The sequence below is a fragment of the Aurantimonas sp. HBX-1 genome (genome assembly GCF_021391535.1).
Classification (GTDB): domain Bacteria; phylum Pseudomonadota; class Alphaproteobacteria; order Rhizobiales; family Rhizobiaceae; genus Aurantimonas.
Map to the genome: position 1 here is coordinate 763,296 of NZ_CP090066.1, position 24,007 is coordinate 787,302.

The window sequence follows — 24,007 nt, forward strand, 5'->3', positions numbered from 1 at the left end:
CCTAAGCTGCCAGATCACCCGCGACCGCCAGGACTCCATGCGCCCCGACGACTTGCTGCGTCCCACCGAAGCCGGGCTCTATTGCCCGCCCGGCGATTTCTACATCGACCCGGTGCGCCCCGTGCCCCGGGCGCTGGTCACCCATGGCCATGCCGACCATGCGAGGCCGGGCAGCGAGAGGGTTCTGGCGACGCGCCAGACGCTGGCGATCATGGCGCTGCGCTACGGCGAGGATTTCTGCGTCGAACGGCAGGAAGCCCCGCTCGGCGAGACCATCACCATCAACGGCGTCGACGTCAGCTTCCATCCCGCCGGCCACGTCCTGGGCTCGGCGCAGATCGCCGTGACCCACAAGGGCCTGACGATCGTCGCCTCCGGCGACTACAAGCGCCGCGTCGACCCGACCTGCCTGCCCTTCGAGCCGGTGCGCTGCGACGTCTTCATCACCGAGGCGACCTTCGCCCTGCCGGTGTTCCGCCATCCGGAGACGGCGGACGAGGTCGCCAAGCTGCTCGCCTCGCTGCGGCAGTTTCCCGAGCGCGCGCATCTCGTCGGTGCGTACGCGCTCGGCAAGGCGCAGCGGGTGATCCGGCATCTGCGCGATGCCGGCTACGACCGGCCGATCTACATCCACGGCGCGCTGAAGAAGCTCTGCGACTTCTACCAGGCAGAGGGCATCGATCTCGGCGAGCTGCGCCCGGCGACGGTCGAGGCCAAGGGCGGCGAGGGTGCCGCCAAGGCCGACTTTGCCGGCGCCGTCGTCGTCGGCCCGCCATCGGCCTTTGCCGACCGGTGGGCGCGACGCTTCCCCGATCCGGTGTCGTGCTTCGCCTCGGGCTGGATGCGGGTGCGCCAGCGCGCCCGCCAGCGCGGCGTCGAGCTGCCGCTGATCATCTCGGACCATTGCGACTGGGACGAGCTGACCGCGACGATCGACGAACTGTCGCCGCAGGAAGTCTGGGTGACGCACGGGCGGGAGGAGGCACTGGTCCGCTGGTGCGAACTGCGGCAGCTGCGGGCCCGGCCGCTGCATCTCGTCGGCTACGAGGACGAGGCTGAATAGCCGCGCCCGGTGCGCGGGCCTACCGTCGCTGGCGGTGACGGCCCAGCGCGTTGCCGAGACCGGCGCCGAGGGCAATGCCGATGGCGATACCCATGGCAATGTTGTCGAAGACCAGCGCACCCAGCACGGCGCCGATCCCGACGCCGATGGCCATGCCCAGCCCGATGAACGTAAACTCGTCGCTCATGGCGATCTCCCTTCGACGGGAAACATGAGATCCTAGTCTGACGATGTTGTGGCACCGGGGCCGGGCCGCTGGTGCTCGGGCAGGAGGAGTGGGCGCCTACTCCAGCCGCTCGATGCCCTGACACTTCGCGGACGCCGGATCGCATTCCAGGGTGCGGTCGCCGCGGCGCCGGTCCGGCAGCCGCACGATCTGCTCCGGCTGCGGCTTCTCGATCTGGGCAGGCGAGGGCTCCGCCCGCCGCTCCTCGACCCGCTCGGGACGGTCGCGCCACCTTTCCTCCCGATCGTCGCGGCGCTCGCGCCGGTACCGTTCGGCTTCGCGCCAGTCGTCATAACGCCGGTCGCGGTAATAGTCCCGTCGTGGCCGGACGCGCTCGACGATGACCGGGCCCCGGTAGCCGTCGTAGTAGCCGCGATCACGATAGCCGTCGTCGTAGAGGCCATAGCCATCATCGTAATAGCCGGTGGTCTCGACGCAGCCGGAGACCGTGGTGGCGGCCAGCAGGGCCGCGAAGAGGGCATTTCTCGCAGACATCTCGGTCCTCACGGTTCACCCTTGCCGGGCACGGCCGTCCGCCGCGAAATCCCGCCCTGGCGAGGATTCACGGCAGGCCGAGCCCGGAGGTCCCCTCCGCCTCCCGCATAGATAAGCCGGATCAGTCGCGCGGGGAGTCCGCTGCGTCTCTCGGCTCGGACGTCTCGTTTTCCGGCTGCTCGGAAGCCTTGGCGGCCTTCTTGGCGTCGAGCTTGGCGGCCTTCTTGGCAGCCTTCGCCTTGTCGCGTTCCTGCCGTTCGAAATTGAAGTTCGGTTGTCTGGCCATGGGCTCTCCTTTCGGTTCAGGCCCCGCTTTGGACTACGCGGACCGTTCTGTGAAGCCACCAAGGGTCCAAGGGTGGGCTTTGGCACCAAACGTTCGGGGCCGCGGCCGCAAAGTGTCCGGCCGCGCCTCGTCAGCCGCGACGCTTCTCCTCCTGCTCGCGAATGAAGGCGTCGGCATGGGCCTCGTCCCGGCAGAAGACCGGTGGCTGCAACTGGCCACTGCGATTGATCTTCACCATCCACTCGCCGCGGGAGTCCTTGTGCTTGGTGAAGCTGTCGTGCGGGGTCGTCTCGAACATCGGTACTCTCCGGATTTCCTGCAAGCCAGCCTATCCCAGACGGTGCCGCCCCGCCATGGCGGGCGTGCAGCCGCGACGCGCACCGCCACACTCAGATTGCCCCAACGACAACCCGCGCTCGCGGCCCGGGTTGTACAACATCACGGGCTTGGGCAAAGTCGATCCGGCCCCTTCCACTGGGGCAGGGGATGGTCGGGGATGTGGTCGTTTCGGACGGTGCTGACGACGGCGCTGGTGGGGCTGCAGGTCGCGGCGCTGCTGGCGGTGCTGGCGCTCACCTACTTCGCGTCCCAGAACGTGCTGCTGGCCTACGCGGAGAAGCTGACCGAACGGGTCGCCCGCGACACCACGACCTTCACGGAGAACTTCCTCAACCCCGCCGACGACGCCGCCGCCCTGTCGCAGCGCCTGGCCGAGAGCGCCGTCCTCGGCACCGCCGATCGCGCCGCGTTGGAGCGCTATTTCTACGAGGTCCTGCGCTCGCGCGCCGACTTCGCCGGGATCTTCTACGGGGCGGCGGACGGCTCCTTCACCTTCGTCAGCCGCGATACCAGCGTCCCGGGCGCGGCCTACCGGATCAAGACGATCGAGACGGCGCCGGTCCGCGTGGTCGAGCTGCGCTATGTCGATCCGGAGTTCCGGCCGGTGTCCCGGCGGAACGACGACGCCGACCCGTACGATCCGCGCACCCGGCCCTGGTACGTCAAGGCGAAGGCCAGTCCCGAGGTGGTCTGGACCGAACCCTACATCTTCTTCTCGTCGCAGCGGCCCGGCATCACCGTCGCCAAGGCGGTGCGGGCCGACGAGCGGCTCGGCATGCGGGGCGCTGTGGGAATCGACATCGAGATCAACGCCTTGTCGGCCTTCCTCAGCGGCCTGGAGGTGGGCGAGCGGGGCTCGGCCGCGATCGTCGCCCAGTCCGGCGACGTGATCGCGCATCCGCGCCCAAGCCTGGTGAGCGCGGGCGGCGATCAGCCGACGCAGCGCTTCGCGAAGCTGACGGAGGTCGACGATCCGGCGCTGGCGGAAGCCGTGGCGAGCCTTCCGGGTGGGCTGGCCAGCCTGCAGCCGGGGGAGACCCGGCTGACGCGGTTCACCGCCGGCGGCGAGAGCTGGCGCGGCGCCGTCCGGCGGCTCGCCGCTTCCCGCACGCCCTGGGTGGTCGTCACGACGCTGCCGGAAAGCGACATCCTCGGGCCGATCCACCGGGTCCGGAACATCGCGCTGGCGGTGCTGGTGGCGGTCGCCGCGGCGACGGCCGGTATCGGCGTCCTGCTGGCGCGGGCGGTGACCAAGCCGATCAAGGCGCTGGCGACGCAGGCGGGGCGCATATCGGAAGGCGATTTCGACGACGTGCCGCTGCCGCCGATGCGGATCCGCGAACTCGACGACACGCGCCAGGCGATGCGTCGGGCGACCAGCTGGCTGCGGGAGCGACGCCGCGAGAACCTCGCTTTGACGGGGCAGCTGCGGGAGGCCGGGCGGGTCCTCGAACGGCGCGTCGAGGAGCGGACGCGGGAACTGGCGGCGGCCAACCGCGAGCTGGAGATCGCCAACCGCAACAGCAACATGCTGGCACACGAGCTCGACCATCGGGTGAAGAACCTCTTCGCCATCACCTCCTCGCTGGTCGCCCTGGCGGCGCGAACGGCGACGACGCCGGCGGACGTCGCGACGGCGGCGCGGGGACGGATCAACGCGCTCGCGCGGGCCCATGCCAGCACCAAGGACGCCACCGACGGCACGCTCGCCGCCATCGTGAGGAGCGTGCTCGAGCCCTATGCCGGGCTGGAAGGGTTCCGGCTCAGCATGGAGGGCGAACCGGTGACGATCCGCGGCGCCAATGTCACGCCGGTGGGGCTGATCCTCTACGAGCTGGCGACCAACGCCGCGAAATACGGGGCGCTGCGGGCGTCGGGCGGCACGCTGGAAGTCGCCTGGCGCCGTATCGGCGACGGCTGTGCGGTGGAACTGATCTGGTCCGAGCTTCCGAACGAGCCGGTCGGCGAGGGGATGATCGCCGAGCCGGCATCGGCCGGGTTCGGCTCGATGGTCATCGAGGCGATGGCGACGCGCCTCGATGCGACGCTGCAACGGCAGCTGACCCCGCACGGCCTGCGCGTCGTGCTGACGATGCGGGGGCTGGAGGAGGGCGGGCCGCTGCACGGATCGGCGCAGGCAGGTGGCCCGGCCGCCGGCCATTCGCGGGGCGACGCGGCGCGTCGTCGTGCCTGGACCGCCTGAGCCGGGTCAGGCCTCGCCGACTTCGGCCTCTGGGGCATGGAAGCGCGTGCGGTCGCCGAGGACATAGTTCACCAGGTGCCCGGCGTAATAGGCATATCCGGCCACCGAGGCGTGGAAGCCGTCGGGGCCGAAGCCTGCCGGCTCGACCCGCGGCAGCGTCGTGGAGACGACGACGCCGCGTTCGGCGCAGAGCCGGGCGCCGCGCTGCCGGATGATCCGGGCGCGCAGCTCCAGCACGTAGGCGAGCGCCGGCGGCAGGGCCGGCACGCGCTTCAGATCGACCGGCGGCGACCAGACGATCCGCGCTTCCGGCCACTTGGCCCGCAGGGCGTAGAGCAGGCCGCCGAAGCCCTTCTTGAACTTGCGGGCGCCGTGCCAGTTCTTGGCGTCGTTGGTGCCCATCATCAGGACGATGTGGGTGAAGGCGTCTGGGGCGAGGTTGGGCACGACATGGTCGCGCACTTCGGCCGAGACGGCGGAGTTGGCGCCGGCCGTGCGCCAGAACACCGAGAGCCCGGTCAGCGCGTAGAGCCGCTCGGCGAGCTTCGGGGCAAGACTGTCCTCCATCCGGTCGACGCCGATCCCGGCGGCCGAGGAATCGCCCAGCACCAGCAGCCGGATGGCGGCGGCGTTGGGGGTCTCGGCACCGATGCAGCCGGTGCGCGGGCCCACCGGCGGCAGCAGCCGCTCGATCCGGCGGCGCGTGGCGACGCCCTGCCAGACATAGACCGGCAGCAGCAGCCAGGAGATGAGGCCGGTCTTGAACGACGCCGCCAGCCCGCCGGGATCAAGCTCGCCCCAGCTGGCCGGTCCGCCCGAGAAGGAAGAATCAGACGGCATCAGGCCTTCAGTACCTCCACACCGGGGAGGGGCTTGCCCTCCATCCACTCCAGGAACGCGCCGCCGGCGGTGGACACATAGGTGAAATCGTCCGCCACGCCGGCCTGGTTCAGCGCCGCCACGGTATCGCCGCCGCCGGCGACCGAGACCAGCTTACCGGAGCGGGTAAGTTCCGCCGCGTGCCGAGCCGCCGCCATGGTCGCCCTGTCGAAGGGCTCGATCTCGAAGGCGCCGAGCGGTCCGTTCCAGACCAGCGTCTTCGCCTTGTCGAGCCATGCCGCCACCGCCGCGACCGTCTCGGGCCCGGCGTCGAGGATCATGCCATCCTCCGGCACGTTGTCGACAGGCACGATGTCGCTGGCTGCGCCCGCCTTGAACTCGCGCGCGACCACCGCATCGACCGGCAGCACGATGGCGCAACCCGATTCCTTCGCCGCGGCGAGGATCCGGTGGGCGGTGTCGGCGAGATCGTGCTCGCACAGCGACTTGCCGACATGTTTGCCCTGGGCCGCCAGGAAGGTGTTGGCCATGCCGCCGCCGATCACCAGCGCGTCGACCCGTCCGACGAGGTTCTGCAACAGGTCGATCTTGGTCGACACCTTGGCGCCCCCGACCACCGCGACGACCGGCCGCTCGGGCGCGCCCAGACCCTTCTCCAGGGCCTCCAGCTCCGCCTGCATCGTCCTGCCGGCATAGGACGGCAGGTGCCGGGCAAGGCCCTCGGTCGAGGCATGGGCACGATGCGCCGCCGAGAAGGCGTCGTTGACGTAGATGTCGCCGAGCGCGGCGAGACGGGTGACGAAATCCTCGTCGTTGGCTTCCTCGCCGGCGTAGAAGCGGGTGTTCTCCATGAGGACGACGTTGCCGTCCTCCAGGGCGCTGACGATGCCCTCCGCGACGGGGCCGACGCAGTCGTCGGAGAAGCCGACGGGCTGGCCGAGCATCTCAGAAAGGATCGGCGCCAGCGGCTCCAGCGACATCTCCTTGTTCGGCTTGCCCTTCGGGCGCCCGAAATGCGCCAGCAGGATCACCCGCCCGCTTTTGTCGACGAGTTCCCTGATCGTCGGCAGGATGCGCTCGATCCGGGTCGTGTCGCCGACCTTGCCGTCCTGCATCGGAACGTTCAGGTCGACCCGCAGCAGGATGCGCTTGCCGGCGACGTCCACGTCGTCGAGTGTCTTGAAAACTGTCATGCCATCTCCTCCTCGGGTCACCGTATCCGTCAATGCGCGTCGTCGGCCCGGCATCCTGCCGTATCGCCGGCGCCTTCGCTCCTGTCCGGTGCCCGCGGACCGGGTGCCTGCCGCACCCAGCGGCGATGTAGCGCGAGAGATCGAGCCAGGGCAATCGTCATGCCGACGATCCGCTGCTTCCGTGGGTCAGGCGCTGTCGCGTTTATCGCCGGAGACGAGCCGGCGGCCCAGCGCCAGGATCTCCCGCAGATTGAGGAACAGCGGGATGCGGCTGCCGCGACCGGCTTCCGGCTCCAGCGACAGTCCGGCGGCCACCACGGCGCCGTCGAGGCCGGTTTCCCGCACGATCAGCTCGACCGGGCGCACCGAAACCCGGTCGCCGTATTCCGCCCGGCCGCCGAGCCGGGCGATCATCATGTCCGAGATGGTGAGGCCCATCTCCTCGGATCCGAGCTTGACGCCGTAGGCCGTGACGAGCCCGCTCGCCGGGGTCGAGGGATCGACGGAGAACTCGCCGAAGAACTCCGCATCGTCCGGCCCGACCGGCGCCGGGCTGGCGAACAGCCTGTCGAGAAGCCGCGGGTAGCGCGGCGAGATGAACAGGTAGACGTAGTCGCCGGCGCGCAGCCGTCCGGCATACTGGTAGCGCATCGAGACGCCGTCGCGCACCACCAGCGAGGGGCGGGCCCAGCGCGGCACGCGCTCGCCGCGGGCGACCGGGCTGTCAGCCACCACCCGGTAGGAGAGGAGCTCGTGGTTGGCGGTGCCCGGCAGTTCCAGCTCGACCTTCTCGACGGGGCCTATCCGCGGCGGGATGACCAGGCCCAGCCGGCGGGCGAGCAGGCCGATCGTCCAGCCCTGCACGAGCAGCGAGGCAAGGACGATGATGAAGGCGGCGTTGAAGAACAGCCGCGCATCGTCGAGGCCGCCGATCAGCGGCACGATGGCAAGCAGGATCGACACGGCGCCGCGCAGGCCGACCCAGGAGATGAACGCCGTCTCGCGGCGCTGGAACTCGAAGGGCAGGAGGCACAGCCACACCGCCAGCGGCCGGGCGACGAAGATCAGGAATGCCGCCAGCGCGACGGCCGGCAGCAGGATGTGCCCGAACTGCGACGGCGTCGCCAGCAGGCCGAGGATCAGGAACATGACGATCTGCGAGAGCCAGGTCAGCCCGTCCTGGAAGCGCTTCAGGCTGGCGGCATGGCGCAGTCCGCTGTTGGCGGCGTAGAGGCCGGCTATGTAGACGGCGAGGAAGCCGGATCCGTCGAGAGCGCCGGTGACGGCGAAGACCAGGAGAGCCAGTGCGATGGTGAAGACCGGCAGCAGCCCCCGGTCGATCGCCAGCTTCGCGACCAGCGTGCGGATCAGCCAGCCGCCGGCGAAGCCGAAGATGATGCCGAGGCCCATCTGCTGCAGGAAGCCAAGCAGCACGTCGATGCCCAGCTCGTCGAGCCCGCCGCCGCTGGACAGAAGCTCGACGAGGGCGATGGTGAGGAAGATCGCCATCGGATCGTTGGTGCCGGATTCGATCTCGAGCAGCGAGCGCACGCGCTCGCGGATGGCGATGCCGCCGACACGCAGCAGGAAGAACACCGCGGCGGCGTCCGTCGAGCCGACGATCGCGCCCAGCAGCATGCCCTCGACCAGCGAGAGGTCGAGCAGCCAGGACGCGGCGACGCCGAACAGGGCCGCGGTGAGCACGACGCCCACCGTGGCCAGCGCGATCGCCGGAACGGCGGCCTGGCGAAACGACGCCAGCGACGTGCCGAAGCCGGAATCGAACAGGATGATCGCCAGCGCCAGCGAGCCAACGAAATACGCAAGACCGGCATTGTCGAAGACGATGCCCATGCCGTCCTCGCCCGCGAACAGGCCGATCGACAGGAAGAGCAGCAGGAGGGGAGCGCCGAAGCGGAAGGCGAGGAGGCTCGAGAAGGCGGCCAGCAGGATGAGGACGGCCGCGACTAGGACGATGACATAAAGCGATTCGAGCATCGGCGCGGTGCGTGGCCTTTCGACGGTGGGAAGGCGCAATCATCGGCCGCCGGACACGTCCGTCGCCCCCAGGCCGACGCCCGCGCAGTCTTTTCGATATAGCCGCCGATTGACGGAAAACCACTGCCGCAGCCGGCTAAAATGCGGCCGTCCCGGTCCGGCACGGCCAGATGACACGACTGCGGTTTCACGCTAGATCAGGCCATGCGGATGTTCAGGATGATACTGCGAGACAGGGTGGCTGGCGCCGGTGCGCTGGTGCTGGCCGTGCAGTTCCTGGTGCTGCAGGCCTTCTTCTCCAGCATGACCTGCGGCATGGCGGTAGCGTCGGCGTCGCCGGTGATCTGCCACGGGCTGCAGGCCGAAGCCGAGGCCCCGGCTCCGCATCGCGACGATACGGGCGGCAGCTGCCTCGACTGTCCCTGCGGCATCGCCTGCGCGGCCGGCACCGCGCTTCTCGCCGCATTCGCCCCGGAAGAGGGGCTCGGCGCGGCATTCTCGCTGGTGGCGGGTGCCCAGCCCGGCATCGCCGGCGATGGCGACGCCGGCAGGGTTTCGCCGAGACTTGCACTCGCCCCCGATCCGACCGGACCGCCCGCCTTCTCCATCTGACCATGCATCCGACGGCCGCCAGCGCATCGCGCTGCGGCCGTGATCCAAGCTCATCTGGAGAATTCCCATGTCCCTTCTCAAGTCGCTGCTCGTCGGCGCTGCCCTGACGGCCGTCGCGGCAACCACCGCCGCTATCGCCCACGATTACCAGGTCGCCGACATCCACATCGGCCACCCCTGGGCGCGCGCGACGCCACCGCAGGCCAAGGTCGCCGGCGCCTATCTGTCCATCGACAACAACGGCCAAAGCCCCGACCGGCTGCTGGGCGGCTCGACACCCGCCGCACGGGCGGTCGAGATCCATTCCAGCGAGATCACCGATGGCGTCATGCGAATGCGCCAGGTGACGGACGGCCTGGCGATCCCAGCCGGCGAGAGCGTCGCCCTCGCCCCCGGCGGTTATCACCTCATGCTGGTCGATCCGGTGGAGCCGCTGCAGGACGGTGATCGCGTTCCGCTGACGCTGGAATTCGAGACGGCCGGTTCGGTGGCGGTGGAATTGGCCGTTGAAGCGATGGGCGCGCCCGAGCCGGATCATGCCGCGATGGACCACTCGGGCATGCCGGCCGAGGATGATGCGGCCGACGCCGCGCCGGACGATGACGGCCATGCCGGCCACTAGGCCGGGCTGATCCGGCCGCCATGGCACCAGCCCGGCGGCTTTAGCCTGAATTGCATTCACGCAGCCCGCGACGTCGGCGGCGGCTTTCGGCCGCCGGCACGTCAGCCGCTGCTCGTGTCACCACGTCCAAAGGATTGGAACCATGTCCCGTCTCGTTGCCGGGCAGGCCGAGGATGCCGCGCGTTTTCCTGCCTCGCCCGATCTCTACCGCGCCGTGTGGCGCTGGCACTTCTACGCAGGGCTTTTCGTCCTGCCTTTCCTGATCACGCTGTCGATCACCGGGGCGCTCTATCTGTTCAGGGACGAGATCGACGCCCTCGTCCACGCCGACCTCAAGTCGGTCGAGATCCGCCAGAACGTGGCGCTCGCGTCGCCTTCCGAGATGGTCGCGGCGGCGACGGCCTCGCATCCCGGCATGGCGGTCAAGTATACCAGCCCCGCGACCCCCGGCAGATCGGCCGAGATCACCGTCAATGCCGACAGCGGCGAGCGGCTGGCGGTCTATGTCGATCCGTATGACGGCGCGGTGCTGGGCGCGCTCGCAGATCGCGGCACGGTGATGTGGACGGTGCGCTACCTGCACAGCCTGCGCTATTTCGGTCCGGTGGCACGCGGCATCATCGAGATTGCCGGAGGCTGGACGATCCTGCTGGTCGGGACGGGGATCTTCCTCTGGTGGCCGCGGGGTCAGCGAGGCGGCGTCGTCTCGGTGCGGGGCATGCCACGGAACAGGTTGTTCTGGCGCGACGTCCACGCCGTGACCGGCAGCGTCGTCGGCTGCTTCATCGTCTTCCTCGCGGTGACCGGCATGCCGTGGTCGCAGGTCTGGGGCGGCAAGGTCAACGAATGGGCGAATGGCGCCAATTTCGGCTATCCCGCCGGCGTGCGCACGGAGGTTCCCATGTCGGGCCGGAAACTGTCCGAGGAGGGGCCGACGGCGTGGTCGATGGAGCAGGCGCAAATCCCGATGTCGCCTGGCGCGAAGGCGAACGCCGAACCGATCGGCCTCGACCGGGCGGTGGCGATCTTCGACGATCTCGGCCTCGATCGCGGCTATGCCGTCAATATTCCGGCCAAGCCGGACGGGGTCTACACCGGCTCGGTCTATCCGGACGACCTGTCGCGGCAGCGCGTCGTGCATCTCGACCAGTACACCGGCGAACCCCTGGTCGACATGAGCTACGCCGATTACGGGCCGGGCGGGCGCTGGCTGGAATGGGGGATCAATGTCCACATGGGCCAGCAATACGGGCTGCTCAACCAGTTCCTGCTGCTGGCGGTCTGCGCCGGCAACGTCCTGGTGGCGGTCTCGGCCGGCGTGATGTGGTGGAAGCGGCGCCCGAGCGGCTCGATGGGCGTGCCGCCGATGCCGCAGGACCGACGCGTGTTCCGCGGCCTCCTTGCCATCCTCGTCGTCGGCGGGATCATCTTTCCGCTCGTCGGCGCCTCGCTGCTGGTGATGCTGGCGCTCGACTGGGCGACGACCCGGAGACGCCCGGCTCTGGCCTGATCAAGCGCCGAACGCAAAAGGGTCCGCCCGGTGAGGCGGCCCCTTCGCGGAGAATTACGCGGTTCGGAAGGTCAGCCGGCCTTGGCCATCGCGATGGCCGTGTCGGACATGCGGTTCGAGAAGCCCCACTCGTTGTCGTACCAGGACAGGATGCGCACGAAGTTGCCGTCCATCACCTTGGTCTGGTCCATGTGGAAGACCGAGGAATGCGGGTCGTGGTTGAAGTCGTGGCTGACGTTCGGCGCGTCGGTCAGGCCGAGGATCCCCTTGAGCGGGCCGGATTCGACCGCGGCGCGGATCGCCCCCTGCACTTCCTCGACGGTGGTGGCGCGCTTGGCGACGAACTTGAAGTCGACCACCGAGACGTTCGGCGTCGGCACGCGGATCGCGACGCCGTCGAGGCGGCCCTTCAGTTCCGGCAGCACCAGGGCCACCGCCTTGGCGGCGCCGGTCGAGGTCGGGATCATCGACAGGGCGGCGGCGCGGCCGCGATAGAGATCCTTGTGCATCGTGTCGAGCGTCGGCTGGTCGCCGGTGTAGGAATGGATCGTCGTCATGAAACCCTTGTCGATGCCGATGGCGTCGTTGAGGACCTTGGCGACGGGGGCGAGGCAATTGGTGGTGCAGGAGGCGTTCGAGACAATCCTGTCGTCGGCCGTCAGGCTCTGGTGGTTGACGCCGTAGACGATGGTCTTCTCGGCCCCTGCCGTGCCCGACAGCGGCCCGGAGATCAGCACCTTCTTGGCGCCGGCGTCGAGATGCGCCGAAGCCTTGGCCGGATCGGTGAAGATGCCGGTGCACTCCATCGCGACGTCGACGCCGAGTTCGGCCCAGGGCAGGTTCTTCGGGTCACGCTCGGCGGTGACGCGGATCGGCCCGCGGCCGACGTCGATCGTATCGCCGGAAACCGTCACCGTACCGGGGAAGCGGCCGTGCACGGAATCGAAGCGGATCAGGTGGGCATTGGTCTCAACCGGGCCGAGATCGTTGATGCCGACGACTTCGATGTCGGTCCGACCGGACTCGATGATCGCCCGCAGGACATTGCGCCCGATGCGGCCGAAGCCGTTGATGGCCACGCGAACTGTCATTGATCCGTCTCCTGTGATGGGTGCCCGGTGGGTGAAAACGCCGGAAGTCTCGGTCGCCATGGGCTGTACAGTCCCGGGCGGCGCGGATCAATATTCGCCTCGTTCAGCTTTTCTGATGCGGTGAATGATTTCCGCTGATAGCGGGGAAGGCCCTCTCCAGGCCCGGCTCGGCCGGGGCGGGGTCAGGCTACGCTTGCGGTGCGGTCTCGCGGCGGGCCCTGACCGCCTCGACGACCGAGGCGGCGGTGATGCCGAAATGCTCGTAGAGCGCCGGGGCGGGGCCGGAGGCGCCGAAACCGGTCATCCCGACGAAGATGCCGTCGCGCCCGATGAAGCGGTCCCAGCCCTGACGGATGCCGGCCTCGATGGCGACGGCAAGCGACGTGCCGTCGCCGAGGATCGCGTGCCGGTACTCCGGGCTCTGCGCCTCGAATCGCTCGAAGCAGGGCACCGAGACGACGCGGGTCAGCACGCCCTCGCTCTCCAGCTGCGCCTGCGCGGCGATGGCGATCTCGACCTCCGAGCCGGTGGCGTAGATCGTCACCGCTGCTTCGCCGGCGGCCGGGCTGATCTCGTAGGCGCCGCGCGCGCTGCGGTTCTCGTCGTGCTTGTCGAGGCGCAGCGTCGGCAGGTCCTGCCGGCTCAGCGCGAGCACCGAGGGAGCCTCGCGCGACTGCAGAGCCAGCTCCCAGCATTCCGTCGTTTCGACCGCATCGGCGGGGCGGAACACCTGCATCTGCGGGATGGCGCGCAGCGCCGCGAGATGCTCGACCGGTTGGTGGGTCGGGCCGTCCTCGCCGAGGCCGATGGAATCGTGCGTCATCACGTAGATGACCCGCTGGCGCATCAGGGCCGACAGCCGCATGGCGGCGCGGCAATAATCGGAGAACACCAGGAACGTGCCGGAATAGGGAATGAACCCGCCATGCAGCGCGATGCCGTTCATCATCGCCGCCATGGCGTGCTCGCGAATGCCGTAATGGATGAAGCGTCCGGCATAGTCGCCGGGGGCGATCGCCTGCATCCCGCTGGTGCGGGTGTTGTTCGAGCCGGTGAGGTCTGCCGATCCGCCGAGCGTTTCGGGGACGATCTCGTTGATCACCTCCAGTGCCAGCTCCGATGCCTTGCGCGTGGCGATCCTCGGCCGTTCGTCGTTGAGCTGGCGTTTCCAGCGGTGGATCGCCTGGCCGATGCCGCTCGGCAGGTCGCCGCGGACGCGGCGCAGGAATTCGCCGCGCGTCTCGCCGTCGACCGTCGCGAAGCGCTTTTCCCACTCCTTGCGGCTGGCGCTGGAGCGCAGGCCGACGAGCCGCCACTTGTCGAGGATCGCCGCCGGCACCTCGAAGGGCCCGTGCTCCCAGCCGAGGGCCTTGCGGGCGGCGGCCAGTTCCTCGGCGCCCAGCGGCGAGCCATGCGCCTTGGAGGTGCCGGCCTTGCCGGGCGCGCCGTAGCCGATCGTCGTCCGGCAGGCGATCAGCGTCGGCCGGTCGCTCGCGCGCGCCGTCTCGATCGCGGCGGCGATGGCGTCCTGGTCGTGGCCGTCACAGGCGAGCGTGTGCCAGCCGCTCGCCGCAAAGCGCGCCGCCTGGTCGGTGGAATCGGAGAGCGAGACCTTGCCGTCGATGGTGATGCCGTTGTCGTCCCACAGCACGACCAGCTTGTTGAGCTTCAGGTGTCCCGCCAGCGACAGCGCTTCCTGGCTGATCCCCTCCATCAGGCAGCCGTCGCCGACCAGCGCGTAGGTCATGTGGTCGACGATGTCGTCGCCGAAGCGCGCGTTCATGGCGCGCTCGGCCAGTGCCATGCCGACGGCATTGGCCAGGCCTTGGCCGAGCGGCCCGGTGGTGGTCTCGATGCCGGCGGTATGGCCGTATTCCGGATGGCCCGCGGTCCGGGCGCCCAGCTGGCGGAAATGGCGGATCTGCTCGAGATCGATGTCGTCGTAGCCGAGCAGATAGAGCGCGCTGTAGAGCAGCATCGACCCATGGCCGGCCGACAGGACGAAGCGGTCGCGATCGGGCCATGCCGGCTGCTTCGGGTCGAAGGTCAGGAAACGCGTGAACAGCACCGTCGCGATGTCCGCCGCCCCCATCGGCAGGCCCGGATGGCCGGAGCCCGCGGCCTCCACCGCATCGGCGGAAAGGAAGCGGATCGCGTTCGCCATCGCGCGCTGCATCTCGGGTGTGGTCATCGGTCCGCTCCATCGGCGGCCACGCTGGCCGGAACGGGCGGCAGACATCACATGCCCCCGGGGGTGTCAACAAACCGGACGGGTGCCGCAGCCGCGCGCTTTTCATCCCTGCCACGAGCCGCTAGAGCTTGGAGGAACGCCGCAATGGCGCTTCCGGCGATGCCGCCGGACGCAACGGGACCGATGTCAGGGGGACGAAGCCATGCCGCTGGATGATCCGTTCGAAACGGCGCGCCTGCGCCTTCGAACAGCGATCGAGCGGCTGGAGCATGCCGTCGAGGCGCGGCTGGAGCGGGAAACCGTGGTGCATGGCGCCGAGGTCGAGATCCAGCGCATGACGGCCGATCGTGGCCGGCTGGCGCGCGAGCTCGACGCAGCGCTCGCCCGCAACGAGCGGCTGACCCAGGCCAATCGCGAGGTGTCGCAGCGGCTGGTCGACGCGATGGAGCGCGTGCGCGGCGTGCTGGAGCAGCATCGGTGAGAGGGCGGGGATAGCGATGCCGCAAGTCGTGGTCAGCATCGACGGCAAGACCTACCGCATGGCCTGCGGCGAGGGCGAGGAACCGCATCTGACGGCGCTCGCCGCCGAGGTCGACCGCAAGATCGCGGAACTGCGGGAGGGGTTCGGGCAGATCGGCGATCTGCGGCTGACGGTCATGGCGGCGATCACCGCGACGGACGAGCTGTTCGAGGCGCGCCGACGGATCGCCGAGCTGGAAGGCGGCATCGAACGCAAATCCGCCGATTCCGGCGAGCTCGAGCATGTCCGCCGCCGCGAGCGCGACGCCTTCGTCGAAAGCCTCAACGAGACCGCCGAGGCGCTGGAGCGCATCGGCGCGCGGCTCGGCTCCGCCTAACAGCCGGCAACCATCTGCCGGCGACCTCGCTCGCGCGGATTGCTGCGGGGCCTTGCGCCGCTATGTCTGCGCCGATGCGATCATCCCGGTTTCTCCCGTTCCCCGACCTGCGAGCCATGCTCGCGCCCGTCGCGGCCTCGCTGCTCGGCCTCTGGCTCGCGGGCTGCGCGGCGGCGCTGAACGCCGCCACCAGCACCGACGGCTACGAACGCGTCACCGACCTGCGCTACCAGGCGGGCGAACGCGGCACCTATGATCTCTATGTCCCCGACGGCGCGCGCGCCGACACGCCGGTCGTCGTGTTCATCCACGGCGGCAGCTGGGCCGACGGGTCGAAGGACATCTACCCGTTCGTCGGCCAGGCGCTCGCCAGCGAGGGCATCATCGTCGCCATCCCGAACTACCGGCTCTATCCGGACGTGCAGTTTCCCGGCTTCGTCGAGGATGCCGCTGCCGCGACGGCGACCATCGCCCGGGATCTGGCGCGCGGCGGCCATGGGGTGCCGGCCGGGCAGCGACAGCTGTTCCTCATGGGGCACTCTGCCGGGGCGCAGATCGCGGGCCTGCTCGCCACCGACGAGCGCTGGCTGGCGCGGAAGTCGTTTCCGGCGCAGGGCCTTGCCGGGTTCATCGGCCTTGCCGGGCCCTACGACTTCCTGCCGCTGACCGAGGAGCGCTATCGGCGGGTGTTTCCCGCCGATACGCGGGCGGCCACCCAGCCGGTCGCCTTCGTCGACGGCAGCGAGCCGCCGATGCTGCTGATCGCCGGCGAGTCGGATATCGTCGTCGACCCGAAGAACACCCGCTCGCTCGCCGCACGGGCCAGGGCGCAGGGAGTCTCAGTGGAGGAAAGAATGTATCCGGGCGTCACCCATACCGGCGCGATCACCGCCTTCGCGACGGCGATACCGTTCCAGGACGGCGCCATCCCGGCCGCCACCATCGGCTTCATCCGGCGGCACGCCCGATGAGCGCTTCCGATCTCACGGGCTTCGCGCCGCGTTCGCTGCCGGGAACCGCGCCGATCGAGGGTCGCACGGTCCGCATCGAGCCGATCGTCGACGACACACGCTTCGACGAGCTCTACGAGGCGTTCGCCGCCGACCGGAGCGGCCGGATCTTCGATTTCCTCGCCTACGGGCCCTTTGCCGATCGGGAAGAGTTCGCCGCGTTCGCGCAGACCACCTATCTCGGCGGGGACATGCGGTTCCACGCGATCGTGCCGGCGGGTACCGGCACAGCCAGCGGCGTCGCGGCGCTGATGCGGGCCGACCCGGCGAACGGGGTCATCGAGATCGGCAATATCTGCCTGGCGCCCTCGTTGCAGCAGACCGCCGCGTCGACCGAAGCGATGTTCCTGATCATGCGCCGGGTGTTCGAGGAGCTCGGCTACCGGCGGCTCGAATGGAAATGCAACGACCGCAACCTGCCGTCGCGGCGAACTGCCGCACGGCTCGGCTTCCGCTACGAAGGCACGTTCCGCCAGCACATGATCGTCAAGGGGCGCAACCGCGACACGGCGTGGTTCGCGGTCATCGACCGCGAGTGGCCGGCGTTGCGCGCCGCCTTCGAGGCCTGGCTGGACCCGGCCAATTTCGACGCGGACGGGCGGCAGTTCCAACGCCTGGAGGATGTGAGGGCGGCGCTCCTCGACGGCGCCTGACCGGGCCGTCGCACGGCAACCGGCGGGAGCCGGCTCTCGCTGCGTGCGGTTATCCGCGCGCCGGGACGATCGTCATCATCGTGTCGGTCGGGTAGATCGACTCGAACAGGACGCCGTCGCCGGGCATGAAGCGCAGCACCATCCGGCCGTCGGTATCGGCCATCTCGAGACCGCCGTTATCGCCCGAGCGCCACTGCGAGACCTGGCGGAGTTCCGGCGAGCCCGCGCATTCCGGGCCCAGCGGCGCCGGGGTGTAATAGGACGGCAGGGCGTCGGGCCGTGCCACCTTGCAGTTCGCCCCGCTGCGCAGGTCGATCAGGCGGATCGCGCTCGACCGCTGGTCGGTGGCCGCGGCCGGGCCGATGCTCGCCGTCCGGATCCGGTCGACCTTCGATTCCTCGGTGCCGATCTCGGCGACAACCGCCTGCGTGCTCTCGATATAGAAGATGAGCGCTGCACCTGCGATTCCAGCGCCAACTACCGTCGCGGCGAAATTCATGACGAACACTCCAAACATCGTTCGCCAGCATTAACAACCGAATAGGCTTAACCGAAGGTTGACGACGCGCCGAAATTTCCGCAATTCGCCAATCCCGACAAGCTCTTGCCGGATTGCTGCAGCGCACTAGCAGCGCCGCGCATCGGGCGCCGGCCTGCAACCGGGGATGGATGACAAGCAACCCGGTCGCGCCTAAGGTCCGGCCCGCCCGGTCATTCCGACCGCGGCTTGTCGCGACGAGGTCCATCCATGACTAGGCTCCTGCTCGCTACCCTTCTTTCTGCTTCCGTCCTCTGCGGCACCGCCAACGCGGCAGAACCGGCCTGCGCCGCCGCGCTCCCGGCCGAAGCAAAGCTGATCTACGACGCGGTTGCCGCCGCGCCGGCGACGGGTTCGCTGCGCGACCGTGTCACGGCCGAAACCAAAGCGCTGGTCGAAGCCGGCCAGGTCAAGCGCATGTCGGCGCGTGCATCCGCCACGGCGGCGGGCGAATGCCTGAAGGATGCCGGATAAGATCGACAGGAGCGCCATGCCGCCGGGACGATCCGGCGGCACGGCGATTTCCTCAGGCGCCGCGCGCCAGACCAGCCGCGACGGATTCCGCCACCGGCGTGATCGGCTTCTCGCCAGAGAACCAGGCCTTGAGATTGCCGATGACGAGGTCGCCCATCGCCCGCCGCGTATGCCGCGAGGCGGAGGCGACGTGCGGCAGCAGCACCGCGTTGGGCAGGGCGATCAGCGCTTCTGGCACATGCGGCTCCTTCTCGAACACGTCGAGACCGGCCGCGCGGATCGTGCCGTTCTTCAGCGCTTCGATCAGCGCCGGCTCGTCGACCGTCGTGCCGCGGCCGATATTGATGAAGATGCCGTCGGGCCCGAGTGCCTTCAGCACGGCGGCGTTGACCGCCTTTTCCGTCGAGGCCCCGCCGGGCGCGGCGATGATCAGCGTGTCGACCGCCGCGGCCAGGCTCTCCAGCGTCGGGTGGTAGGGATAGGCGACGTCGTCGCGCTGCGAGCGGTTGTGGTAGGCGATCTTGACGCCGAAGCCCTCGAGACGGCGCGCGATGGCGAGGCCGATGCGGCCGAGGCCCATGATGCCGACGGTGCGGCCCTGCAGCGTCGCGCCGGTCAGCGGATAGTTCCCCTTGCTCTCCCACAGGCCGGCCCGCAGATGCTGCTCGGCCGCGCCGAGTTCGCGCACCGTCATCAGCAGCAGGCCGAGCGCAGTGTCGGCGACCTCCTCGGTGAGGACGTCCGGCGTGTTGGTGACGACGACCTTGCGCTCCGTTGCCGCCTTGGTGTCGACCGCGTCGTAGCCGACGCCGAAATTGGCGATGATCTCGAGCTTCGGCAGCAGGTCCATCATGGCACCGTCGATCGCGCCCATCTGCGCGATGCCACGAATGCTGGCCCGCCGCTCCGGCGAGAGCCGGGAGAGATCACGGTCCTCGACATGCTCGACGTCGAAAGTCTGCTTCAGCGTCTCGAGCGTATCGGGATTCAGGCGGCCGGGGACCAGAATGGTCACGGAGGCGAAGTCGGTCATGGGTTTCCTTCCCTTATGAAGATGTCTGTCCGGCCGTCATGACGGCCAGGCATATTCGCTTGATTGCCGGATCTTGAGTTCCGGGCGGATGAGGACGGTCTCGTCGATGGCCGGCTCGCCGCGGAGGCGGTCGAGCAGAGCGCCGGCGGCGCGGCGGCCGACTTCGCGCTGGCCGTTCGACACGGTGGTCAGGGACGGCATGGCGATGGCCGCCTCGTCGATGTCGTCATAGCCGGTCACGGCGATGTCGACGCCCGGCCGCAGCCCGGCGCGCGACAGGCCGTACATCAGGCCGAGCGCCACCAGGTCGGAGAAGCAGACGATGGCGGTCGGCCGCGGCTCGATCGACAGCACCGCGGCCGTCGCGTCGAAGCCGGAATGGCGGTTGCGCGGACCCTCGATCCGCCACTCGGGCCGGAAGTCGATGCCGGCGCGCTCCAACGCGGCGAGATAGCCGGCCTCGCGGTCGCGCCCGGTGGAGGTCATCCCGGTGCCGCCGACCATGGCGATCCTGCGGTGGCCGCGCTCGACGAGGTGGTCGACGGCGAGCCCCATGCCATAGGCGTCGTCGCCGCGGAAACCGCGGACGCCGGAGCCCTGGACGGTGCGGGCGATCAGCGTCACCGGCAGCTCGTTGTCCTCGGCGAGGCGGATGTCGGCGGCGGGCGTTCCGAGGGCAGGGGAGAGGATCAGCCCGTCGGCGCCGAGCTGCAGCAGCGTGTCGACGAAGGAGCGCTGCTTCGACAGGTCGTCGTGATGGTTGCACAGGATGAAGGTCTGGCGCTGGCGATCGAGCTCTTCCTCGACCGCCATCAGGATCTCGCCGAAGAACGGATTCATGATGTCGTGGACGCAGACGCCGACGATGCCGGACTTGGAGGTCCGCAGGGAGGCGGCCCGGCGATTGTAGATGTAGCCGAACTCGCGCGCCGCCTCCTTGATGCGCTCGCGCGTCACCTCGGCCACGAGCGGGCTGTCGCGCAATGCCAGCGAAACGGTCGCGGTCGACACGCTGAGTGCGTCGGCGATCGTCGAGAGTTTGACCTTCTGCGCCACCTAGTCTCGTTCGGTTGTGTTCATGCCCGGGCCCGGGCGATCTATGGCAAAGACCGCCGGGCGGGGGAAGAGCATCCGGACCGGGCGTTCCGCCGGCGGCTCATTCCTCGTCCGGCAGCAGCGCCGGGGAGGGCGTGCCGTCGAGATTGTCGGTCACCCGCTGCAGCAGCTTGCGCAGGAGCTTGCGCTCCTTGTTGGAAAAACCCTTCAGCGCCCGGCGTTCGACGGCCTTCTGCGTGCTTCGCACCGCGTCGACGATGGCAAGACCCTTTTCCGTGAGATGGGCGTGGCTCTGGCGCGCGTCGCTGTCGGAATTGCGCTTCGCGACAAGCCCCTGGCTGCCGAGCCGCGCAACGGTCTTGGTGATGGTCGGGGGGCGCACCGCGAGGCGTTCGGCGAGATCGCGCAGGGCGATCCCATCCTCCTCGCCGATCGCCAGCAGTACCGCGTCCTGGCCGGGATAGAGCTCGAGCGAGGTCAGCCGCTGCGACAGCGCGGTGCGGGCCGCCCGGCCGGCGAGGCTGAGATGGGCAGTGACGAACTGCTTCTTCTTCTTGACCGCCATCGTTCCCCCAGCCGATTTCGCGGGACCAGCCGGTTTCCGCGCCGTTTTGCAGGCAAAATGACGTGAGGCGGCTATGTTGTCCACCTCGGCGCCCCGCGTGCGAGGCGCGCGGGACGTGAATTCGGGAAAGGGGGGTCGATGCGGCCGATCTACGAGGAGATGACCAGCGCCGAACTCAAGGCCGAGCGCCGGTCGCTGGCGGAGGCGGTCGTCGTCGTGCCGATCGCGGCGGTGGAGCAGCACGGGGCGCATCTGCCGCTCGGCACCGACGCGATCCTGTCCGACGCGATGGTGGCGATGGTCCTGTCGATGCTGCCGCAGGACCGCGCCGTGACGTTCCTGTCGACCCTGCGGATCGGCAAGTCGACCGAACATGCCGATTGCGCCGGCACGCTCAGCCACGACTGGCGGACGGCGACGGCGGCCTTGATCGAGATCGGCGCCGGACTCGCCGCCAGCGGCTTCCGCCGCCTGGTGATCGTCAACGCCCATGGCGGCAACACCCCGGTCATGGATACGGCGGCCCTCGAACTGCGGCGGGCGCACGGGCTGCTGGTGGCGACCTGCTCGTGGCTGCGCTTCGGCTACCCGGACGGCCTGCTGCCGCCGGCGGAGATCGCCTCCGGCATCCATGGCGGCGCGGTGGAAACGTCGCTGATGCTGCATTTCCGGCCTGACCTGGTCCGCGCCGAGGCGATCGCGGCGTTCCCCTCGCTGCAGGACACACTGTCAACCGAGGCGGCGCACCTTCGGGCGCACGGCCGGCTCGGCTTCGGCTGGATGGCGCGCGACCTCAATCCGGCGGGCGTGGTCGGCGACGCGCGCCTTGCGACGGCGGAGATCGGCGCGGCCATCGCCGAACACCAGGCGACCTCGTTCCTCGCGTTTCTCGACGACGTGCTCGAATTCGATCTCGATCGGCTGGCGCCGGACGACCGAAACTGACGACCGGCCGTCACGCGACCCCGTGCATTCCCCGGAGCACGGTCCTATATGCTGCCCGTCCCAAGCCGGAGGCCCACAATGTCCGATACTGCCAGCCCGATCCTCGACCAGATTCCCGTCACCGTGCTCACCGGCTATCTCGGTTCCGGCAAGACGACGCTGCTCAACCGCATCCTGTCCGAGGACCACGGCAAGCGCTACGCCGTCATCGTCAACGAGTTCGGCGAGATCGGCATCGACAACGACCTCATCGTCGAATCCGACGAGGAGATCTACGAGATGAACAATGGCTGCGTCTGCTGCACGGTGCGCGGCGACCTCGTCCGCGTCGTCGAGGGCCTGACGCGCCGCAAAGGCCGGTTCGATGCGATCATCGTCGAGACCACGGGCCTTGCCGACCCGGTGCCGGTCGCCCAGACCTTCTTCATGGACGAGGACGTGCGGGCCAAGACCCGGCTCGACGCCGTCGTCGCGCTGGTCGACGCCAAGCATCTGCCGTTGCGGCTGAAGGACTCCCGCGAGGCCGAGGACCAGATCGCCTTCGCCGACGTGGTGCTCCTCAACAAGACCGATCTCGTCACTGAGGCCGAGCTCGCCAAGATCGAGGCGACGGTGCGGGCCATCAACCCCTATGCCGTCATCCACCGCACCGAGCGGGCGGCCATCGACCTGACGCGCGTGCTGGGCCAGCGGGCCTTCGACCTGAAGCGGGTGCTCGACGCCGATCCCGAATTCCTCGAGGAAGCTGAAAAGGCGCATGACGATCACGTCTGCGGCCCGGACTGCGACCATGATCATGGTCACGACCACCATCATCACGATCACGACCATCATCACCATGGCAACGACCATCACGGGCACGATCACGACCACGGACCGGCGGCGATCCACGACGTGACGGTGACGTCGGTCTCGCTGCGCGGCGGCGAGGTCGACCCGAAGAAGTTCTTCCCCTGGATCCAGGCGCTCACCCAGGAGCAGGGGCCGAACATCCTGCGGCTGAAGGGCATCATCGCGATCGCCGACGATCCGGACCGCTATGTCGTCCAGGGCGTCCACATGATCGTCGAGGGCGACCACCAGCGGCCCTGGCGCGAGGACGAGAAGCGCGAGAGCCGGCTGGTGTTCATCGGGCGGGAACTAGATGCCGAGGCGCTGTCGGCCGAGTTCGAGGCGTGCGCGGCGCGGCAGCGGGCCGACGCCTGATGCCGTCCATCGCGGCCTATGAGTTCGCCGACTTCGTCCAGACCGCAACCTTCCTGAGGGACGAGCCGGTCTTTGCCCTCGCCGATGGGACCGTCCGCTTTCCGGCGGGCGGCGAGCGCTCGGTCGTGGCGCATGAAGGCGGACTACTCTCGGCCCGGCTCGACATGGACGGCGCCCGGCTGCTCTCCGGCGGCGAGGACGGCCGTGTCGTCGCCATCTCGCCGGGCGGCCAGGCCGAGGAACTGGCGTCGATCGGCCAGAAATGGATCGGCGCGGTCGCCGGCGGGCCGAAGGGCGCCGTCGGTTTTGCCTCGGGGCGCAACGCCTATGTGCGGCTGCCGGACGGCACGCTGAAGACCGTTCCGCATGCCCGCACGGTCGAGGACATTGCCTTCGCGCCGAAGGGACTGCGGGCGGCGACGGCGCATTACGATGGTGCCTCGCTGTTCTTTCCGGCCACGGGGGCCGTGCCGGTCTCGCTCGAATGGAAGGGCGCCCATCTCGGCGTGCTGTTTTCGCCGGACGGGCGCTTCCTCGTGACGCTGATGCAGGAGAACGCCCTGCACGGCTGGCGGGTCGAGGACGGCAAGCACATGAAGATGACCGGCTATCCGGCCAAGGTGAAGGACTGGTCGTTCTCCGCCAAGGGCAAGTTCCTGGCGACCAGCGGCGCGCCCGCCGCGATCCTCTGGCCGTTTTCCGGCCGCGACGGCCCGATGGGCAAGGCGCCGCTGGAACTCGGCACGCGCGGCGATTCGATGGTCACCGCGGTTTCCTGCCATCCGACCGAGGACATGGTCGCCATCGGCTACCATGACGGCATGATCCTCGCCGTCCGCTTCGCCGACGCAAGGGAGGCGCTGCTTCGGCGCGGCGGTACCGGCGCGGTGCGGACCATGGGCTGGGATGCGAAGGGACGGCTGCTCGCCTTCGGCAGCGAGACAGGCGAGGCCGGCGTCGTCGATATTTCCAGCTGAATCTCGTGCCGGGCGCTCCGCCCG

The 24,007-nt window shown here is 69.3% G+C and carries 26 protein-coding genes; 13 read left to right on the forward strand and 13 right to left on the reverse strand.

Translation table 11 applies throughout. The annotated features are described in order from the left end of the window. Positions 1-37 precede the first annotated feature (37 nt). The gene (locus LXB15_RS03500; protein ID WP_233950897.1) at positions 38-1,063 is read left to right on the forward strand and encodes a ligase-associated DNA damage response exonuclease; all 1,026 of its coding nucleotides are present in this window, start codon (positions 38-40) and stop codon (positions 1,061-1,063) included. A gap of 19 nt (positions 1,064-1,082) precedes the next feature. Here LXB15_RS03500 and LXB15_RS03505 read toward each other — a convergent pair whose 3' ends face one another. From LXB15_RS03505 to LXB15_RS03520, 4 genes are all read right to left on the reverse strand, one after another. Continuing rightward, positions 1,083-1,250, reverse strand: a complete 168-nt coding sequence (locus LXB15_RS03505) for a hypothetical protein (protein WP_233953306.1) — start codon at positions 1,248-1,250, stop codon at positions 1,083-1,085. Positions 1,251-1,346: 96 nt separating this feature from the next. Next, entirely contained in the window at positions 1,347-1,784 is a 438-nt protein-coding gene (locus LXB15_RS03510) for a hypothetical protein (RefSeq protein WP_233950898.1), read from the reverse strand. Between the two features lie 121 nt (positions 1,785-1,905). Beyond that, positions 1,906-2,070 carry a hypothetical protein gene (locus tag LXB15_RS03515; protein WP_233950899.1) on the reverse strand — a complete coding sequence of 55 codons (165 nt, stop codon included), beginning with the start codon at positions 2,068-2,070 and terminating at the stop codon, positions 1,906-1,908. A 130-nt stretch (positions 2,071-2,200) separates the two neighbouring features. Beyond that, positions 2,201-2,368: a hypothetical protein gene (locus LXB15_RS03520; protein WP_233950900.1), complete on the reverse strand. Its 168-nt coding sequence runs from the start codon at positions 2,366-2,368 to the stop codon at positions 2,201-2,203. A 198-nt stretch (positions 2,369-2,566) separates the two neighbouring features. Here LXB15_RS03520 and LXB15_RS03525 point away from each other — a divergent pair, with 198 nt between their 5' ends. Beyond that, positions 2,567-4,612: a sensor histidine kinase gene (locus LXB15_RS03525; protein WP_233950901.1), complete on the forward strand. Its 2,046-nt coding sequence runs from the start codon at positions 2,567-2,569 to the stop codon at positions 4,610-4,612. Positions 4,613-4,618: 6 nt separating this feature from the next. On the opposite strand, the gene LXB15_RS03530 is transcribed toward LXB15_RS03525, so the two are convergent. From LXB15_RS03530 to LXB15_RS03540, 3 genes are all read right to left on the reverse strand, one after another. Next, the gene (locus tag LXB15_RS03530; RefSeq protein ID WP_233950902.1) at positions 4,619-5,452 is read right to left on the reverse strand and encodes an SGNH/GDSL hydrolase family protein; all 834 of its coding nucleotides are present in this window, start codon (positions 5,450-5,452) and stop codon (positions 4,619-4,621) included. Further along, a complete protein-coding gene (gene pgk, locus LXB15_RS03535; RefSeq protein WP_233950903.1) occupies positions 5,452-6,645 on the reverse strand; it encodes a phosphoglycerate kinase in 1,194 nt (397 codons plus the stop codon). The genes LXB15_RS03530 and pgk overlap by 1 nt, the downstream gene beginning before the upstream one ends. Before the next feature lie 186 nt (positions 6,646-6,831). Further along, entirely contained in the window at positions 6,832-8,643 is a 1,812-nt protein-coding gene (locus LXB15_RS03540) for a potassium/proton antiporter (protein ID WP_233950904.1), read from the reverse strand. A gap of 219 nt (positions 8,644-8,862) precedes the next feature. Here LXB15_RS03540 and LXB15_RS03545 point away from each other — a divergent pair, with 219 nt between their 5' ends. The 3 genes from LXB15_RS03545 (at position 8,863) to LXB15_RS03555 (ending at position 11,387) form a co-directional block, all read left to right on the forward strand. After that, entirely contained in the window at positions 8,863-9,255 is a 393-nt protein-coding gene (locus LXB15_RS03545; protein ID WP_233950905.1) for a hypothetical protein, read from the forward strand. A gap of 67 nt (positions 9,256-9,322) precedes the next feature. Beyond that, positions 9,323-9,877, forward strand: coding sequence for a copper chaperone PCu(A)C (locus tag LXB15_RS03550; protein WP_233950906.1), 555 nt, complete (start codon positions 9,323-9,325; stop codon positions 9,875-9,877). 142 nt (positions 9,878-10,019) lie between these two features. Continuing rightward, positions 10,020-11,387, forward strand: a complete 1,368-nt coding sequence (locus LXB15_RS03555) for a PepSY domain-containing protein (RefSeq protein WP_233950907.1) — start codon at positions 10,020-10,022, stop codon at positions 11,385-11,387. 71 nt (positions 11,388-11,458) lie between these two features. On the opposite strand, the gene gap is transcribed toward LXB15_RS03555, so the two are convergent. Continuing rightward, positions 11,459-12,478, reverse strand: a complete 1,020-nt coding sequence (gene gap / locus LXB15_RS03560; protein ID WP_233950908.1) for a type I glyceraldehyde-3-phosphate dehydrogenase — start codon at positions 12,476-12,478, stop codon at positions 11,459-11,461. A gap of 187 nt (positions 12,479-12,665) precedes the next feature. Beyond that, positions 12,666-14,669: a transketolase gene (gene tkt / locus LXB15_RS03565; RefSeq protein WP_233950909.1), complete on the reverse strand. Its 2,004-nt coding sequence runs from the start codon at positions 14,667-14,669 to the stop codon at positions 12,666-12,668. Positions 14,670-14,871: 202 nt separating this feature from the next. On the opposite strand from tkt, the gene LXB15_RS03570 reads away from it, so the two are divergent. From LXB15_RS03570 to LXB15_RS03585, 4 genes are all read left to right on the forward strand, one after another. After that, positions 14,872-15,150: a DUF4164 domain-containing protein gene (locus LXB15_RS03570; RefSeq protein ID WP_233950910.1), complete on the forward strand. Its 279-nt coding sequence runs from the start codon at positions 14,872-14,874 to the stop codon at positions 15,148-15,150. Between the two features lie 16 nt (positions 15,151-15,166). Next, positions 15,167-15,526 (forward strand): cell division protein ZapA, encoded by a 360-nt coding sequence (locus tag LXB15_RS03575; RefSeq protein WP_233950911.1) that lies wholly within the window; start codon positions 15,167-15,169, stop codon positions 15,524-15,526. A gap of 116 nt (positions 15,527-15,642) precedes the next feature. Next, positions 15,643-16,497 carry an alpha/beta hydrolase gene (locus LXB15_RS03580; protein WP_233950912.1) on the forward strand — a complete coding sequence of 285 codons (855 nt, stop codon included), beginning with the start codon at positions 15,643-15,645 and terminating at the stop codon, positions 16,495-16,497. Further along, positions 16,494-17,189, forward strand: coding sequence for a GNAT family N-acetyltransferase (locus LXB15_RS03585; RefSeq protein ID WP_233950913.1), 696 nt, complete (start codon positions 16,494-16,496; stop codon positions 17,187-17,189). The genes LXB15_RS03580 and LXB15_RS03585 overlap by 4 nt, the downstream gene beginning before the upstream one ends. Positions 17,190-17,238: 49 nt before the next feature. On the opposite strand, the gene LXB15_RS03590 is transcribed toward LXB15_RS03585, so the two are convergent. Further along, complete coding sequence (locus LXB15_RS03590) at positions 17,239-17,697, reverse strand: hypothetical protein (protein WP_233950914.1); 459 nt, start codon at positions 17,695-17,697, stop codon at positions 17,239-17,241. Between the two features lie 240 nt (positions 17,698-17,937). On the opposite strand from LXB15_RS03590, the gene LXB15_RS03595 reads away from it, so the two are divergent. After that, positions 17,938-18,201, forward strand: coding sequence for a hypothetical protein (locus tag LXB15_RS03595; RefSeq protein ID WP_233950915.1), 264 nt, complete (start codon positions 17,938-17,940; stop codon positions 18,199-18,201). Between the two features lie 52 nt (positions 18,202-18,253). Here the strand turns inward: LXB15_RS03595 and LXB15_RS03600 are convergent, their stop codons facing one another. From LXB15_RS03600 to LXB15_RS03610, 3 genes are all read right to left on the reverse strand, one after another. After that, positions 18,254-19,234 carry a 2-hydroxyacid dehydrogenase gene (locus LXB15_RS03600; RefSeq protein ID WP_233950916.1) on the reverse strand — a complete coding sequence of 327 codons (981 nt, stop codon included), beginning with the start codon at positions 19,232-19,234 and terminating at the stop codon, positions 18,254-18,256. A gap of 36 nt (positions 19,235-19,270) precedes the next feature. Next, positions 19,271-20,290, reverse strand: a complete 1,020-nt coding sequence (locus LXB15_RS03605; protein ID WP_233950917.1) for a LacI family DNA-binding transcriptional regulator — start codon at positions 20,288-20,290, stop codon at positions 19,271-19,273. Positions 20,291-20,390: 100 nt separating this feature from the next. Next, a complete protein-coding gene (locus LXB15_RS03610; RefSeq protein ID WP_233950918.1) occupies positions 20,391-20,855 on the reverse strand; it encodes a MarR family winged helix-turn-helix transcriptional regulator in 465 nt (154 codons plus the stop codon). A gap of 138 nt (positions 20,856-20,993) precedes the next feature. Here LXB15_RS03610 and LXB15_RS03615 point away from each other — a divergent pair, with 138 nt between their 5' ends. The 3 genes from LXB15_RS03615 (at position 20,994) to LXB15_RS03625 (ending at position 23,983) form a co-directional block, all read left to right on the forward strand. Further along, entirely contained in the window at positions 20,994-21,800 is an 807-nt protein-coding gene (locus LXB15_RS03615) for a creatininase family protein (RefSeq protein WP_233950919.1), read from the forward strand. 78 nt (positions 21,801-21,878) lie between these two features. Then, positions 21,879-23,006, forward strand: coding sequence for a GTP-binding protein (locus LXB15_RS03620; protein ID WP_233950920.1), 1,128 nt, complete (start codon positions 21,879-21,881; stop codon positions 23,004-23,006). Continuing rightward, complete coding sequence (locus tag LXB15_RS03625; protein ID WP_233950921.1) at positions 23,006-23,983, forward strand: WD40 repeat domain-containing protein; 978 nt, start codon at positions 23,006-23,008, stop codon at positions 23,981-23,983. The genes LXB15_RS03620 and LXB15_RS03625 overlap by 1 nt, the downstream gene beginning before the upstream one ends. The last annotated feature ends 24 nt before the right edge of the window (positions 23,984-24,007 follow it).